This window comes from Nostoc sp. CmiVER01, assembly GCF_034531135.2.
Taxonomy (GTDB): domain Bacteria; phylum Cyanobacteriota; class Cyanobacteriia; order Cyanobacteriales; family Nostocaceae; genus Nostoc.
Map to the genome: position 1 here is coordinate 299,560 of NZ_JAVRBU020000008.1, position 16,619 is coordinate 316,178.

Genomic DNA, 16,619 nt, shown 5'->3' on the forward strand with positions numbered 1-16,619 from the left:
GTAAGGACTAAAATATTATGAAAGCAGTTTGCTGGCATGGAGCAAACGATGTGCGGGTAGATACAGTTCCCGACCCCAAAATTCTTAACCCACGCGATGCCATTGTTAAAATTACTTCCACAGCAATTTGTGGTTCTGATTTGCATATTTACGACGGCTACATTCCCACCATGCAAAAGGGCGATATCCTTGGTCATGAATTCATGGGGGAAGTTGTAGAACTTGGAAGTGCAGTTAAAAATGTGAAGGTAGGCGATCGCGTCGTTGTTCCTTTTACTATATCTTGCGGTAGCTGCTTTTTCTGCAATCGGGATTTATGGTCACTGTGCGACAACTCTAACCCCAATGCTTGGTTAGTAGAAAAGCAAATGGGACATTCGCCAGCAGGTTTATTTGGCTACTCTCATTTATTCGGCGGTTACGCTGGTGGTCAAGCAGAGTATGCAAGAGTACCCTTTGCCGATGTGGGCTTGTTCAAAATCCCCGATGGTTTAACGGATGAGCAAGTGCTATTTTTAACAGATATTTTCCCCACCGGCTACATGGCAGCCGAGAACTGCAACATTAAACCCGGTGATATTGTTGCCGTTTGGGGTTGTGGCCCAGTTGGGCAATTCGCAATTAAAAGCGCATATATGCTCGGTGCGGAACGGGTAATCGCCTTTGACCGCGTTCCTGAACGGCTGCAAATGGCTAAAGAATACGGCAAAGCAGAAGTTCTCAACTACGAAGAAGTGAATATTGGCGAAGCACTCAAAGAAATGACTGGCGGTCGTGGCCCCGATGCTTGCATAGATGCAGTGGGAATGGAAGCACACGGCACAGACTTTATGGCATTCTACGACCAAGTAAAGCAAGCAGTACGTCTAGAAACAGACCGTCCGACAGCACTACGGCAAGTAATAGTATCTGCTGCTAAAGATGGTCACGTATCACTTGCGGGTGTGTACGGTGGCTTTTTAGATAAAATCCCGATGGGTGCTGCCATGAACAAGGCATTAACCTTCAAAATGGGACAAACTAACGTCCACAAGTATCTAAAACCTTTACTAGAACACATCCAAAATGGTGACATTGATCCAACCTTTATCATCACCCATACTTTACCTCTAGAACAAGCGCCCCACGGCTACGAAATTTTTAAGCACAAGAAAGATAACTGCATCAAAGTTGTACTCAAACCTTAGTAGGGAATGGGGAATAGGGAATGGAAACAAAGAAAATAACCATGCCCAATGCCCAAAGTTAAAAGTATAAAGAGGCAAAAAATATGTCTGATACAACCGTTATCAAAGTAGACTCTAGCCATTCGCCTAAAGGTGAACTTGGTCAAAAATATCTTGCATCTGGCAAAAGCATTTCCATGCGCTTATGGGAAAATGAAGAACCGAACGAACCTAAAGAGCCAACAGCACGGGAATATGAAACTGTTGGTTATGTAATCAATGGTCGTGCAGAATTACATATTGAAGGACAAACGATTTTACTAGAACCTGGCAGTTCTTGGGTAGTACCAAAAGGAGCCAGTCATACTTATAAAATCCTAGAATCATTCACGGCTGTTGAAGCAACCAGTCCACCGGCTCAAGTCCACGGACGAGACGAAAACTGATTTGCAGCTATCTGAAGTTTTGCGTTAGCGAAGCTCACCGAAGGTATCGCTAAAAAATAGCTGCTCTCAAGTGCATGGAATATAAAGCGTTTGTAGGGGAACAACACTGTTGTTCCCCTATTTACTTTGACCGAAGAGGCAGGGGAGCAGGGGGGAGGGGGAAAAATACACTCATTATCAATATATTATTCGCTGTCGCGCATTGAAAAAGCTAAACAGTTGTTGCTTCAAAGAGAATTTTCCATTGCAGAGATTGCTAGTCAAGTTGGTTTTGTCGATCAAAGCCATCTCAATCGCCACTTCAAGCGTCTCATAGGAGTTACGCCTAAAATGCTAGAACAAAAATATAAAAAATAGGAAAAACGTCCAAAAATCGGACGAATCTACAAGACTACAATCCATATTATTTCAATAATGGAGGCTAGTACCGCAAGGCGGAAGTCAAAAGGAGCCAGTGCGTTGGGCGGCTCTGCCGACTTGAAGCAACTGGCGTTCAAAAGTCAAAATTCTTTTTCAAATCATTCCTAATCAAAACAAAACATCGTCACTCATTTTCAATCTTTGATAAAGGAAAAATATTTAATTATGACCGTCGGCAGAAGGATTGAAACTAGAACTGAACCCATGCTGCTCAACATGGGCCCTCACCATCCCTCTATGCATGGGTGTTTTAGATTGATTGTCACCCTAGATGGTGAAGATGTCGTCGATTGTGAGCCAGTTCTTGGCTATCTCCATAGAGGTATGGAAAAAATTGCTGAGAACCGCAGCAATGTCATGTATGTCCCTTATGTTAGTCGCTGGGACTATGCAGCTGGAATGTTTAACGAAGCGGTTACAGTTAATGCCCCAGAAAAATTAGCTGATATTACTGTCCCGAAACGTGCTAGCTATATCCGTGTCATCATGCTGGAATTGAACCGGATTGCTAATCACCTGCTATGGTTGGGGCCATTCTTACTTGATACGGGTGCTGGAACTCCCTTTTTCTACATCTTCCGAGAACGAGAGTTGATTTATGACTTGTGGGAAGCTGCTACAGGTTATCGGATGGTGAACAATAACTACTTTCGCATTGGCGGTGTAGCAGCAGATTTGCCTTATGGTTGGGTAGACAAGTGCGAAGATTTCTGCGATTACTTTTTTCCTAAAGTAGATGAGTATGAGCGCTTAATTACCAATAATCCCATTTTTTGCCGTCGTGTTCAAGGTGTTGGCGCGATCGCTCGTGAAGAAGCCATCAATTGGGGGCTTTCTGGCCCCGTTTTACGCGCTTCTGGTGTGAAATGGGATTTGCGGAAAGTAGACCATTATGAATGTTACGATGATTTCGACTGGGAAGTGCAGTGGGATACTTCTGGTGATTGTTATGCTCGTTACTTGGTACGAATTCGGGAAATGCGCGAGTCAGTGAAGATTATTCGCCAAGCCCTCAAAGGACTTCCCGGCGGTGCTTTTGAGAACCTGGAAGCCAAGCGCATGACAGCAGGGAAAAAATCTGAGTGGGATGGCTTTGATTACCAGTACATCGCCAAAAAAGTTGCCCCCACCTTTAAGATTCCCAAAGGGGAAATTTACGCTCGTGTAGAAAGTGGTAAAGGTGAGTTGGGAATTTATCTAATTGGCGATGATCATGTCTTCCCTTGGCGATGGAAAATTCGCCCCGCCGATTTCAATAACTTGCAAGTATTACCCGAAATCTTACGCGGCGTGAAGGTTGCCGATCTAGTTATAGTATTGGGTAGTATCGATATCATCATGGGATCAGTAGATCGGTAGTTATCCAGGAATTTTAGCGAATTACACCAACTTCCAGCTAAGGGTATCTTCTCTGCACTATAGGAATAAGACAAACAAGATTGAATTCTATCCTGGCACAAGTGCGAGATATCTCAGGTTAATCAAGGACTAGTTAAAGAAGCGATCGCACTTACCAATAGGGTGAATAAGCTTGTGAGCGCTTCATGATTTCTTTATCAACTGTAAATTTTGTCTTAAGTGTGTTCCGTATAAACGAAACACATTTATTTATATGTAATTATTAAATACAGTATTTTTGCTGTTGAGTGGATGTGGGCGGCAAAGTATCTACCAAGCAAGCACAAAACTCAACTAAACTTTGTCCTGTCAAATCCCATATACATCAAAATCATCTAATGAAGAGTGAAACCCCAGTGAACAAAATCCTGATTTTGGCAGCGAACCCGCAAGGCGTGAGTAAACTGCGTCTAGACGAGGAGTTGCGTGACATTGAGGAAGGTTTGCTAAGGGGAAAGAAACGGGAGCAATTTTTAATAAAGTCAGCATTGGCAGTACGCCATAGAGATATACACCGCCAAATTATGGACTTCGAGCCGCAGTTCGTCCATTTTTCTGGGCATGGAGCAGGAGAGGATGGCTTAGTATTTGAGGATTTAACAGGAGGGGTCAAGCTAGTAGATGGAGAAGCACTTGCGGGACTGTTTGAGTTATTCGCGGATCATGTAAAGTGTGTATTACTCAACGCTTGTTATTCCGAGATTCAAGCTAAGGCGATCGCGCAACATATAGATTACGTCATTGGCATGAGTCAGGCAATCGGAGATAAAGCAGCAATTGAATTTGCCGTCGCTTTTTATGATGCTCTGGTTGCGGGTAAATCTGTTGAGTTTGCCCACAAACTTGGCTGTAGAGTCATACGTATAGCAGGTATTCCAGAGTCTCTGACTCCTAAACTGATTACAAAAAAACAGTTAGAGACAGAAGAAAGCGCAACTACAATTGCTCCATTGGCTGCTGTTAGTGTTGAACTTCCAACACGAGAGTCTAAAGTTTTTTTATCTTACTCACCCAGAGATGAAAAACTGCGAGTAGAACTAGAAAACTCTCTTAGTATTCTGGAGGGACAAGGTGTTATTAGTATTTGGCATGATAAGAAAATAAGACTTGGCAACAATAGAAATTTTGAAATTAATAAAAATCTGAACTCAGCCCGTATAATTCTCCTACTTATTAGTCGGCATTTTCTCAACTCTAAGTACCACCTCAATTCTGAGGTTAAGCAAGCAATGGAAAGACAAAAAGCCGGACAAGCTTACGTTATCCCTATACTTATCAGTCCAGTTGCTGGTTGGCAGAGTATAACGCTTGGTGATTTTCAGCTTGGCGATCTCCAGTATTTACCTAGAAATGGCAAATTTATAACTGACAGTAGGTTTTGGAAAAATCAAAATGAAGCATTCGTTCAAATTGCTGAAGAATTTGCAGAAGCAGTGCAGCAAATAGCTGCCGAATCATATTAAAAATGGAACTTTAAACTTTTCCAATAAAAGCTGCGTAAATCGGAATTTATGTCTTTTTTGCTGACATCTACCAGAACTATCAAACTTTTTTTTGCCCACTCAAACTCCCCTTATGATGAAAAACTACGGAAAAACCTAAAATCGCACCTTAGTAGTTTGCAACCACTAAAAGTAAGTATAAACTGGCAGAAAAATCAAACGTTGGCCGGAAGAGACTGGAAACAGGAAAGTTACCAACACGTAAATACATCTCAAGTGATTGTACTCCTGATTAGTCCAGACTTTTTGTCAGCAGATGATTGTACAAACATTATGAGGCAAGCGATGGAACAGCACAACGCTGGAAAAGCCTCTGTAATCCCTGTTAAACTCCGCCCAATTGATAACTGGCAAGCTACACCATTCGGGCATCTACAGTGTTTACCTTACAATGGTGAACCTATAACTAGTAGGTTTTGGCCAAGGCAGGATGATGCATTTGTAGACATTGTTGGAAATATTAGGCAAGAAGTCGAGAAAATACAAGAAGATCGGCGACAACTGCAACTGATTCAAGCTCAACAAAAAGCTGAAATTTTTGCATCTATCAACCGTTTTATTTCCAACCACTCTTTAAACCGAATTATTCGATATAGAAATGTACCGATTTTCTTAGTTGGTATTGCTTCTAGTGTTATTGGAATTGCAGTGTTATTGGGATTTTGTAATTCCTTACCAGAGATGCAGGTCAATAACTTATTAAGTCAGGGACAAGATAAGCTTGGTAAACGAGATTACAAAGGAGCGTCTGAAAACTATACTGAAGTTCTTAAAATTGCTCCTAAAAATATTAATGCGTACATAAAACGTGGTGATGCTCGCTATTCACTCAAAGACTATAAAGCAGCAATTAAAGATTATACCCAAGCTATTAAAATTGAGCCTAAAAATGTTAATGCATACATAAAACGTGGTGACGCTCAATATTTTATAAAAAAATACCAAACAGCAATTGACGACTATACCAAAGCTATTCGCCTCTCTCCTGACTCAGCTGAGGCCTACAAAAATCGTGGTTTTGTTTATGACAATAACTTACAAAATAAACAAGAAGCAATTAAAAATTATCAGAAAGCAGCGACTCTTTACAAAAAACAAGGAGCAACAGATAAGTACGAAAAAATTATTGGCAAAATTCAGAAGCTTCAGCAGAGAAAACCCCAATCTTCCAATTAAATTTATCCTAACCTCTATCAGATCGGATAATAATGAGGAGAAATAAGAATCACTTCTGACTTGTCACAAGATAAGTAATGCGATCGCCTTTCACTATTTTCTCAATAAACCTCATGCCCTGCGGAATATATGCTATAATTTTGTGTCAGCATTTCCTATTGCATTAATCGCAGCCTCTAGTGCGATCGCTACATGAGTCCAATGAGTCCCCCCCTGGCAATAAACCACATAGGGTTCACGCAAAGGCCCATCTGCTGATAATTCCAAGGTACTCCCTTCAATAAATGTTCCCCCAGCCATGACTACTTTGCTCTCATACCCCGGCATTTCATCTGGAACAGGGTCAAGATAAGAACCAATAGGAGAATGCTGTTGTATCGCCTTACAGAAAGCAATTAGCTTTTCGGCAGAACCGAGTTTGATTGCCTGAATTACATCTCCACGGGGAGCCAGAGGTGCGGGATTAACTGGATAACCGAGTTTATCAAATACATAACCAGTTAAGTATGTCCCTTTCATCGCCTCTCCTACCATTTGCGGAGCCAGAAATAAGCCTTGGAACAGCAGACGATTTTGGTCAAAAGTAGCGCCGCCGTAACTACCGATACCGGGAGCAGTGAGGCGGCAAGCCGATGCTTCCACTAAGTCGGCGCGACCTGCAACATAACCGCCAGCACTGACAATAGTACCGCCAGGATTTTTAATCAATGACCCTGCCATTAAATCAGCACCTACAGCTGTAGGTTCCTTTGTTTCGATAAATTCGCCGTAGCAGTTATCCACAAAGCAAACGGTGTTCGGGTTTTGCTGCTTGACTAAGTGGACAATTTTTTCAATATCGGCAATTGATAAACTAGGACGCCAAGAATAGCCACAAGAACGCTGAATTAACACTAAACGAGTGTTTTCAGCCACACTACTAGTTAAAGCTTGCCAATCTATAGTTCCTTCTGCGGTTAGCTCCAATTGGCGGTAATTTATGCCAAACTCGATAAGAGAGCCTTGACCTTGACCCCGTAAACCAATGACTTCTTCAAGCGTATCGTAGGGAGAACCGACCACTGCTAACATTTCATCCCCAGGACGGAGTACACCAAATAAAGCACAAGCGATCGCATGAGTTCCCGAAACGAACTGCACCCGTACGGCCGCAGCTTCAGCGCCCATAACTTCAGCAAAAACTTTATCTAAAGTTTCTCGTCCTAAATCATCGTGGCCATAACCGCTTACACCAGCAAAGTGGTGTGCGCCCACACGGTTATTACGAAAAGCATCCAGCACTCGTTTTAGATTATGCTTGACCTGAGTGTCAATTCCAGAAAAAATTTCTAATAGTGCCTGTTCTGCTTGCCGCAGCTGTTCTAAGCTGTTCATCAGTTCCTCTTTCAAAAAAAATTAAATTATAGATATGCGGATTTTAAGATCGCGCAGACTAGGCTGGAAAATTCAAATTCAGGTTACTGCATGACAATTGCTACCTCAACTAAACCTCAAATTAACTGGGTTAATACCCTGTTCTTCATTGCACTGCACATCGGCGCTTTATTTGCCTTTGTTCCTGGTAACTTTAGCTGGACGGCAGTTGGTGTGGGTTTCTTGCTGTACTGGGTAACTGGCGGCTTAGGCGTTACTCTAGGATTTCACCGCCTTGTCACCCACCGCAGTTTTCAAACTCCCAAGTGGCTAGAATATCTTTTGGTTTTCTTTGGTACACTCTCGTGTCAAGGAGGCCCTATTGAGTGGGTCGGGACACATCGCATTCATCATTTACACTCTGATACTGACGCTGATCCCCATGACTCTAATAAAGGCTTCTGGTGGAGCCACATGGATTGGCTGATTCATTATTGTCCCGCTCACGCTGATGTTCCTCGTTTCACCAAAGACATTGCCGAAGACCCAGTTTATCAGTTTTTAGAAAAATATTTCATTTTGATCCAGGTTGCTCTAGGCGTATTGCTTTTGCTTCTAGGTGGCTGGCCCTTTGTTATTTGGGGAATATTTGTTCGCATTGTCTGGGTTTATCACTGCACTTGGTTAGTGAACAGCGCTACTCATAAGTTTGGCTATCGGAGCTATGATTCTGGGGATCAATCGACTAACTGCTGGTGGGTAGCCGTACTAGTTTTCGGTGAAGGCTGGCATAATAACCATCATGCTTTTCAATACTCAGCTCGTCATGGACTGGAATGGTGGGAAATCGATTTAACTTGGATGACTGTTCAGTTGCTACAAGCAGTTGGTCTGGCTACTAATGTGAAGTTGGCCCCAACAAAAGTTAGTTAGGAGAGACGCGATTAATCGTGTCTGTACAGGAATTAGGATGTGTAACGTTTTTAACTCATAACTCACCACTTCTAACTCCTAACTTTTCAAAAAGCTATTTACTGGTGCGCTTGTGTCAGTTAGATTGCTATAATCCAAAGCGCTAATATTAAGAATTTTTGCGGTAAGTCACTTTTTTAGTGACTTGGTGGAGGAGTTTGTTGTTTTTTAGGTGTCCATGACTACATCAATAATTAATAGCCAGAAACTAAGTGACGAGCCTAGTAATTCCGACTTTCGGCTCAAAGATATTGTCAAAACCCTGCCACGGGAATGTTTTCAGCAGAACAGTCGCAAAGCTTGGACACAAGTACTGCTCAGTGTCCTGGCGGTTGCCTTGGGCTATTACAGCCTGATTATTACTCCTTGGTTCCTCTTGCCCCTAGCTTGGATTTTTACAGGCACTGCTTTAACAGGTTTTTTTGTAATAGGCCATGATTGTGGTCACAGGTCTTTTGCCAAACGTCGTTGGGTAAATGATTTGGTGGGGCACTTCTTCATGATGCCGTTGATTTACCCCTTTCACAGTTGGCGCATTAAGCATAATTATCACCATACTCATACCAACAAGCTGGATGAGGACAATGCTTGGCATCCAATCAGACCAGAAGTGTTTGAAAATTGGGATAAAACCCGGCAGTCTGCTTTTGAGTTGTTCATGCGTAAACGCTTCTGGTGGGTAGGTTCCATTGGACATTGGGCTGTGGTGCATTTTGATTGGCGGAACTTCAAAACTAAAGACCAATCGAGTATCAAGCTTTCTGTGGCAGTAGTAGTTGTGTTTGCAGCGATCGCTTTCCCACTTTTGATCGCCACAACTGGCATCTGGGGATTTGTCAAATTTTGGCTAGTGCCCTGGATGATTTACCATTTTTGGATGAGTACTTTTACTATTGTTCACCACACTGCCGCAGATGTTCCTTTTGCTACAGCAAATAAATGGAACGAAGCTTTAGCACAGTTAGCTGGCACTATTCATTGCGATTATCCGCGCTGGGTAGAAATTTTGTGCCATGATATCAATGTTCATGTCCCTCATCATATTTCTACTGCGATTCCTTCTTATAATTTACGGCTAGCTTACAGCAGCATCAAAGAAAATTGGCAGCCTTATCTCCATGATGAGTGTAAGTTTTCTTGGTCTTTAATGAAGCAGATTACAGACCAATGTCAACTATATACAACTGATGTTGGCTATCAGACTTTCAACGAATATTACAGAGAGCAATAAATAGCACTGTGATTACACTCACGCTCTTGAATCAACGAGGGCGTTTATCATGCTGTGTTTAAATAAAATCTGGCAGTTTTTTACTGACTAAAATTGTTAGATCAATTGCCAGAAATTACCCTCTTGTGTGTTAGCGATCGCTATTTTATTGGGCATCCTAAAGGTGAGATAATTTTGTCTCAAATCAAGTTCCGAGTTATATCCAACAAAAAAACCCAGTGCAATTAGATACCATCAGTTTCAACAAACCTCTTAGCGGTGAAACGTCTGAGGATACAACTAAATTACCTTTCACTCTTCAAGATTTAAAAGCTTCAATTCCTGCTGAATGCTTTCAGCCCAATGTGACAAAATCACTTTTTTACTTCTTTCGTGACATCTTGATTATTGGTCTGCTTTATGCAGTTGCTCATTACCTAGATTCTTGGCTTTTCTTTCCGATTTTCTGGCTAATGCAAGGAACGATGTTTTGGGCTTTGTTTGTAGTCGGACATGACTGCGGACACCAATCTTTTTCTAAGCAGAAATGGCTCAATGATTTGATTGGACATCTTTCTCACACACCAATACTTGTTCCTTATCATGGTTGGCGGATTAGTCACAGAACTCATCACAAAAATACTGGCAATATTGATAATGATGAAAGCTGGTATCCTGTAAGCGAATCACAATATAAGGAGATGCCTTTAGCCCAAAAGATCGGCAGATATTATGTTTTTCTTTTGGCTTATCCTGTGTATTTATTTAAGCGTTCTCCTAATAAAGAAGGCTCCCACTTTTTGCCCAGCAGTTCGCTTTTCAAACCATCAGAAAAATGGGATGTCATCACTAGTACTGTACTTTTGATTGGCATGGTAGGTTTGCTAGGTTTCTTCACCTACCAATGGGGTTGGATGTGGTTGCTGAAATATTATGCAGTGCCTTACCTTGTGTTCATAGTTTGGCTAGATTTGGTGACGTTCTTGCACCACACAGAGCCAGAGCTTCCCTGGTATCGTGGAGAAGATTGGACTTTCTTGAAAGGCGCAATTTCTAGTATTGATCGTGATTATGGTTTAGTTAATCATATCCATCACGATATCGGTACTCATGTTGCTCACCATATATTCCTTAACATCCCTCACTACAATTTGCTGAAGGCAACTGAGGCAATAAAACCAGTGATGGGTGAATATTTCCACAAATCGGAAGAACCAATTTGGAAATCATTATGGAATTCATGTATCAATTGCCATTTTGTCCCTGATACTGGTAGTAAGATTTACTACACATCCAACAATAAGTTAGTTAAAGATTAAGACTCAGATTCCCGGCTTCTTTAAAAAAGTCGGGAATCCTAGATTTTTGTTAATGCTTTATGACCATTTAACACTAGCTAATTTATATAAAGTTTTAGAAAAGTTGTATTAAAGATTACTTAACTACTTTAGTAAAGCTTACTTTTTGAAGGGTGTTGGTGTAGCCCGCCGCAGGCATCGCATATTACATTATTAGTGATTCTAACTTTAGCAGTATTTGAGCATCCTCAGCCTGCCGGAAATTTCAACTTCCTAGCTGTAAAATAAAATATAGATAGATGACGTACCCCAGATTCTAGGGCAAAGCGGAACCTTTGTGTTAGACGCTCTTTCTTGCTTGTGCAGAAGATACGGTTAATTTTATCTAAATGTAGTGACTTAAGACCATTACCTGCTAGGGTTATAAATCAGCACAAACTAGACTATATATAGTATAGATAAATTACCCAAAACTCTTTCCAGCTTTAAAATCAGAGGTATCAATGATTATAACTAATTTTAGCAAACAAAGAAATGAATTTAAGGAACCTAAAATACTCAAAGCTAAACCACATTGGCAAGGGCAAAATTTGAGCGATACTCCTGTCAAAACTAAAGATACCAAGACGGAAGATATAGCACCCGATAGTTCGATTTTAAATAACTTGAATCGTGGTCGAGTTGCTATTTTTATTGATGGTTTAAGCCTGTTTCATACAGCATTACAACTTGGTATAGAAATTGACTACGTTAAATTGCTTTGTCATTTAACTAACGGTTCAAGACTGTTGCGTGCTTTCTTTTATACTGGGGTTGATACCACTAATGAAAAGCAACAGGGTTTTTTATTGTGGATGCGTCGTAACGGCTATCGTGTAGTAGCTAAAGATATCACACAACCAGCAGAAAATTTCAAAAAATCAAATTTGAACGTAGAAATTGCTGTAGACATGATAACTTTAGCTCCTTATTATGATACTGCGGTTTTAGTCAGTGGCGATGGGGATCTGGCTTATGCTGTGAATGCTGTCAGTAGAATGGGGGTTCGGGTGGAAGTGGTAAGTCTACAAAATACTACTAGTGAAAGCTTGATCGATGTTGCTGATTGCTTCATTGACCTTGATAGTATTAAGACATACATTCAAAAAGATTCTAATCTTGGCTATAGTTATCGCACGCCGTCAAATTCAAACCTTTAACTAGTGGTTTGTCTCATTAATTTTGCGAGGCTGCTAAATCCTCGACTTCTTGAAGAAGTTGGGGATCTTAACACTATTAGTCCCCAGTTCTATTTGCGTATTTTCCTCGACCCTAATTGAAATGGATATTTTAATAGTTGAAGATGAACCAGAAATTGCTCGTTTAATCGAACTCTCTTTAGAAAAAGAAGGATTTTTTTGTCGCACTAGCCGCGATGGGATGAATGCTTTGCGGATGTTTCAAGAGCAACCACCTGATTTAATTATTCTGGATTTAATGATTCCTGGTTTAGATGGGTTGGAAGTTTGTGCCAGAATTCGCCAGAAACCAGGTGTAAAAGATCCTTACATTTTAATGCTTACGGCTAAGGGTGAGGAAATTGATCGCGTCATTGGTCTGTCTACTGGTGCTGATGATTACATGGTTAAACCCTTTAGCCCCAGAGAGTTAGTAGCTAGAGTACGGGCACTACTGCGGCGTAGCCTCCGCCAAGGGGGACAGCATCAAGTCAATCGTACCCAACACTTTATTGTTGATGTAGACCAGCGCACTGCTAGTCGTCAGATGGATTCTCAGGAAGTTGAAGTTTTAGATTTAACTACCCTAGAATTTAACTTGCTAACTACCTTTGTCAGCAATCCTGGTCGAGTTTGGAATCGCACTCAACTAATTGATAAACTTTGGGGAGATAACTTTTTTGGCGATGAACGAGTGGTGGATACTCATGTAGCTCGGTTGCGAAAAAAGATTGAGCCTGATTCGGCAAATCCTACTTTTATTAAAACTGTTGTTGGGGTGGGCTATAAATTTGAAGATCCTCTGGTAGGGTAAATCTTATGAAAATAGGGCTGAGAACGCGCCTATTTCTCTCCCACTTAGTAGTAATGCTCGTGGGGGTAGCTAGTTTGGTGAGTATCAGTAAAATATCTTCTCCTCGTTTGTTTATACTGCATTTGGAGCGATTAGAAAATCAAGGGTTTGACTTAATCGATGTCCGTACTGAATTAGTTGCAGGATTTGAACTTGCTTGGCGGCGAAGTACTATTTGGTCAGTGTTAGTTGGCACGACCGCCGCCGGCGGATTAAGTTACTGGGTGTCCAGACGGATTATGCAGAGGTTGACCGAGATGGAACAAATCACCCAAAAATTTGCTGCCGGTCAGATGGATGCACGACTACCGATGTCTGACATTCCAGAACTTAATGGATTGGGTGCTAGTTTCAACCGGATGGCAGCCAGTTTAGAAGGGGTAGAAGCACGACGGCGAGAAGTAATTGGAGACATGACCCATGAATTACGGACTCCGTTAACTGTGGTGCGCGGTTATTTGGAAGAACTGGCTGATGGAGAAATTGAAGCGTCTCCTGAGATTTATCGGCGTTTAGCTAAAGAAACTAGGCGCTTAGAGCGATTGGTGAACGATTTACAAGAACTATCTAAGGCAGAAGCTGGTTATTTGCCAATTAATATCCAACGGGTAAATCTGCGTCCGTTGTTAGAGTCATTAGTGGAGAAATTTACCGATCAACTGTTGGAGGATGGGCCAATTCTGGTATTGGAATGTCCATCTGTATTACCTCCTGTATTGGCAGATATTGACCGCACAGAACAGGTGTTGGTTAATTTGCTGGGTAATGCAGTGCGTTACACGAATGAAGGTTCAATTACAATTCGTGTTGGAACTGAAGCATCTCAACTTTGGATTGCGGTTATGGATACAGGTATTGGTATCGCTCCAGAAAATTTGCCCCATGTGTTTGAGCGTTTCTGGCGAGCCGATCAGTCGCGCGATCGCCATTCGGGAGGTACTGGTATTGGCTTAACTATTTCCCGTCGTTTGATTGAACTACAAGGCGGTCAGATTCAGGTAGAAAGCGAGTTGGCAGTTGGCAGTACGTTTCGGTTTTTTCTGCCTTTAGCTTGAGATAAATGATTGACACAATGTAGTCACTGCTATGTCATACACAATTGCTAATTTGAAAGTATCCAAATTCTTTGTTTTTTGATGGATGCGGAGATTTTGGAAGTATATAGAGTATAGTGTTATGTCTACTTTTATTTTGGCTACTTTTTTGGTTAGTTTACTCAGTGTTTCGGGTTATGCTGCGATCGCCTACCTGTTCCCTCAAAATCGTTCCTAAGACTGACCAAATAATCTCTTGCTATTCAATTTTAAGAAGGGATTGCAAAAATTTAGCAATAAATTCACGGTTCTTGGTTGAATGTCTTATTGGTCAGCAGTGACGATCGCGATCGCAAAGCCATCATATCCTTTGCTGCCCACTGTCTGGATTGCCGTGGCGCAAACGCGTGGCTCAGAGGCGAGTAGTTCGTTGAAGCGACGCACTCCTTGGACGCTAGGATCGCTGCTGGTGGCATCAATCACTGCTCCGTTACGCACAACATTATCGGCAATGATTAGGCTACCGCAACGGGAAAGCTTGAGCGCCCATCTGAAGTAATCTGGATTGTTTGGCTTGTCGGCGTCAATGAAGATTAGGTCAAATGTATGACCCTCGGCAGCAATCTGTGGCAGCGTAGAGAGTGCCTGTCCGAGGCGCAGGTCAACGATATCGGACAGACCAGCGTGGGCGAAGTTGGTGTGGGCGACTTCGGCGTGCTTTGGGTTAGCCTCCAGCGTAATCAGACGGCCGTCGTTGGGTAACGCCCGCGCTAGCCAGATGGTACTGTAGCCGCCCAGCGTGCCAATCTCTAGGATGGTTCGCGCCCTTTGAATTTGTGCCAACAGCAGCAATAGCTTGCCCTGGGTTGGCGAAACGTTATGCGGTGGTAATCCAGCTGTTGCGCTGGTCTGGAGCGCCGCATCCAGCGCAGGGTCGGGCGGCACAAGTAAATCGTTAAAGTAATGATCGACCACAGTCCATTGCTCTTGAGTCATAGATTCTCGCTTTTTACCCTATCTATAAAAGAATTACTCAAGATTAGGTGTCAGATATTGCTTCATTGGAGAGGATTGTAATAATTTCATCCAATGAACGATCGCGATCGCATTCTTCTGGTGTTTCCTTACCCAAAGAGGTTTCTTTAACCAAGCGGTAAACGTCGGCTGCGCCGTAAAAAATCCTCTCAGTCAGACCTAACTCTTTAAAAGTTTCTGCAATCTCTTCCATTTCTCCTATCCAACGATGCGCTTTTGGTGTCATCGATGGAATCGAACGGGTTAATATGCTAGCAAGTTCCTGTTGGCTACTAGACACTTCATCCCATAGTTGCTTATCCAATCCTAAACGATGGGCTGCTATTAGTAATTCTGTGCCGATTGCTGTAAGTCCTTTTGTCAGAGCTGCATAGGTCATTTTCAAACCGGAAGCCTGACCAATTTCATCACCAATCGCCCGCACATCCAAGCCATGATCCCGCAGTTGTAGGAGTTGACTGGCCTGTTTTCCTGAAACATAAATGCGGGTGCGATTGGGAACTCGTGGTGGTGGGCCAATAATTGATGCATCTACGAATGTTCCCCCAACTGATTCAATAAGTTGGCTGATACTGATGACTTTTTGGGGTGCGATCGCATTACAGTCAACATAGAGAATGGGTTTATTAACATTGTTAATCACCTCAGCTACTTGCTTCGCTGCTTCAGTGGCTGCTGCGGGGACTAGAACTGACAAGACTACATCAGATTCAATTACTAGTTGCGTGAGGGAACCCACATCTTGAATGTTGGCTGCGGCTGCTAATTGCCGAGTTCGTTCACTGCGATTGTCTAGAGCAGCAATAGTTTTCAATCCATTTTGATTGAGAACAGCTGCGATCGCTTGTCCCATATCACCTGGACTTAAAATACCAATAGTTTGGATAGGCATAGAAAGTTTTATATTTACTTTGTGGCTGACAAGTTAATTCAGGTAACTGATCTGTCAATGAAATACGATAAATCGATATAGATACCGTATTTTAATCAAACCATGCATAAGCTTAACAAGCAAGCTATCTGCTGAAAGATAGGCAGGAGACAGGAGTAAAACAGTCTTCATGAACCTATCCGTTTCAATCCCTAATAGGGATTTTAATGAATTGCAATGGCGCAAGCAACTTCTTGGAGCTAATTATGGGAGTTTCAATCCCTAATAGGGATTTTAATGAATTGCAATATGCTTGCCATTAACCAAGCGGGTAGAGATTGGCGTTTCAATCCCTAATAGGGATTTTAATGAATTGCAATCTCAGCAAGCTTAATTTTGTCGCCGTCTTTCTTCCTGGTTTCAATCCCTAATAGGGATTTTAATGAATTGCAATTCGTATTCTAAAAAAGCGGGCTAGAGCTAGTAACTCGTGTTTCAATCCCTAATAGGGATTTTAATGAATTGCAATCCCACTTCTCAGGATTCCAGATTCGAATATCGCAGTTTCAATCCCTAATAGGGATTTTAATGAATTGCAATGTAGGGTGGATAAGGCGATCGCCAATTGTTTTGCTGTTTCAATCCCTAATAGGGATTTTAATGAATTG

The 16,619-nt window shown here is 42.0% G+C and carries 15 protein-coding genes and 1 CRISPR repeat array (1 of these 16 running past the window's edge); of the genes, 12 read left to right on the plus strand and 3 right to left on the minus strand.

What is annotated here, in order from left to right:
- Positions 1-17 precede the first annotated feature (17 nt).
- From RMZ43_RS15910 to RMZ43_RS15935, 6 genes are all read left to right on the plus strand, one after another.
- Positions 18-1,187, plus strand: coding sequence for a zinc-dependent alcohol dehydrogenase (locus RMZ43_RS15910; protein WP_322653500.1), 1,170 nt, complete (start codon positions 18-20; stop codon positions 1,185-1,187).
- Between the two features lie 83 nt (positions 1,188-1,270).
- Complete coding sequence (locus RMZ43_RS15915) at positions 1,271-1,612, plus strand: cupin domain-containing protein (protein WP_322653501.1); 342 nt, start codon at positions 1,271-1,273, stop codon at positions 1,610-1,612.
- Positions 1,613-1,738: 126 nt separating this feature from the next.
- Positions 1,739-1,969, plus strand: a complete 231-nt coding sequence (locus tag RMZ43_RS15920; RefSeq protein ID WP_416212433.1) for a helix-turn-helix domain-containing protein — start codon at positions 1,739-1,741, stop codon at positions 1,967-1,969.
- 228 nt (positions 1,970-2,197) lie between these two features.
- Entirely contained in the window at positions 2,198-3,391 is a 1,194-nt protein-coding gene (locus RMZ43_RS15925; protein WP_322653502.1) for an NAD(P)H-quinone oxidoreductase subunit H, read from the plus strand.
- Between the two features lie 377 nt (positions 3,392-3,768).
- On the plus strand, positions 3,769-4,893 hold the full coding sequence (locus RMZ43_RS15930) for a TIR domain-containing protein (RefSeq protein WP_322653503.1): 1,125 nt from the start codon (positions 3,769-3,771) through the stop codon (positions 4,891-4,893).
- 48 nt (positions 4,894-4,941) lie between these two features.
- A complete protein-coding gene (locus tag RMZ43_RS15935; protein WP_322653504.1) occupies positions 4,942-6,108 on the plus strand; it encodes a toll/interleukin-1 receptor domain-containing protein in 1,167 nt (388 codons plus the stop codon).
- 132 nt (positions 6,109-6,240) lie between these two features.
- Here RMZ43_RS15935 and RMZ43_RS15940 read toward each other — a convergent pair whose 3' ends face one another.
- Positions 6,241-7,482: an aminotransferase class I/II-fold pyridoxal phosphate-dependent enzyme gene (locus RMZ43_RS15940; protein ID WP_322653505.1), complete on the minus strand. Its 1,242-nt coding sequence runs from the start codon at positions 7,480-7,482 to the stop codon at positions 6,241-6,243.
- 90 nt (positions 7,483-7,572) lie between these two features.
- Between RMZ43_RS15940 and RMZ43_RS15945 the strand changes: the two genes are divergently transcribed.
- From RMZ43_RS15945 to RMZ43_RS15970, 6 genes are all read left to right on the plus strand, one after another.
- A complete protein-coding gene (locus RMZ43_RS15945) occupies positions 7,573-8,394 on the plus strand; it encodes an acyl-CoA desaturase (RefSeq protein ID WP_322650127.1) in 822 nt (273 codons plus the stop codon).
- A gap of 217 nt (positions 8,395-8,611) precedes the next feature.
- Entirely contained in the window at positions 8,612-9,664 is a 1,053-nt protein-coding gene (locus RMZ43_RS15950) for a fatty acid desaturase (protein WP_322650128.1), read from the plus strand.
- 218 nt (positions 9,665-9,882) lie between these two features.
- Positions 9,883-10,962 carry a fatty acid desaturase gene (locus RMZ43_RS15955; protein ID WP_322653506.1) on the plus strand — a complete coding sequence of 360 codons (1,080 nt, stop codon included), beginning with the start codon at positions 9,883-9,885 and terminating at the stop codon, positions 10,960-10,962.
- Between the two features lie 482 nt (positions 10,963-11,444).
- Entirely contained in the window at positions 11,445-12,140 is a 696-nt protein-coding gene (locus RMZ43_RS15960; protein ID WP_322650130.1) for an NYN domain-containing protein, read from the plus strand.
- A 121-nt stretch (positions 12,141-12,261) separates the two neighbouring features.
- The gene (locus RMZ43_RS15965) at positions 12,262-12,972 is read left to right on the plus strand and encodes a response regulator transcription factor (RefSeq protein ID WP_322650131.1); all 711 of its coding nucleotides are present in this window, start codon (positions 12,262-12,264) and stop codon (positions 12,970-12,972) included.
- Positions 12,973-12,977: 5 nt separating this feature from the next.
- On the plus strand, positions 12,978-14,066 hold the full coding sequence (locus RMZ43_RS15970) for a sensor histidine kinase (protein ID WP_322653507.1): 1,089 nt from the start codon (positions 12,978-12,980) through the stop codon (positions 14,064-14,066).
- Positions 14,067-14,369: 303 nt separating this feature from the next.
- On the opposite strand, the gene RMZ43_RS15975 is transcribed toward RMZ43_RS15970, so the two are convergent.
- Together RMZ43_RS15975 and RMZ43_RS15980 are read right to left on the minus strand one after the other, a co-directional pair.
- The gene (locus RMZ43_RS15975) at positions 14,370-15,041 is read right to left on the minus strand and encodes an O-methyltransferase (protein ID WP_322653508.1); all 672 of its coding nucleotides are present in this window, start codon (positions 15,039-15,041) and stop codon (positions 14,370-14,372) included.
- A gap of 43 nt (positions 15,042-15,084) precedes the next feature.
- The gene (locus RMZ43_RS15980) at positions 15,085-15,972 is read right to left on the minus strand and encodes an NAD(P)-dependent oxidoreductase (protein WP_322653509.1); all 888 of its coding nucleotides are present in this window, start codon (positions 15,970-15,972) and stop codon (positions 15,085-15,087) included.
- A 181-nt stretch (positions 15,973-16,153) separates the two neighbouring features.
- Positions 16,154-16,619: a CRISPR direct-repeat array (repeat unit 37 nt) (it continues 1,307 nt past the right edge of the window).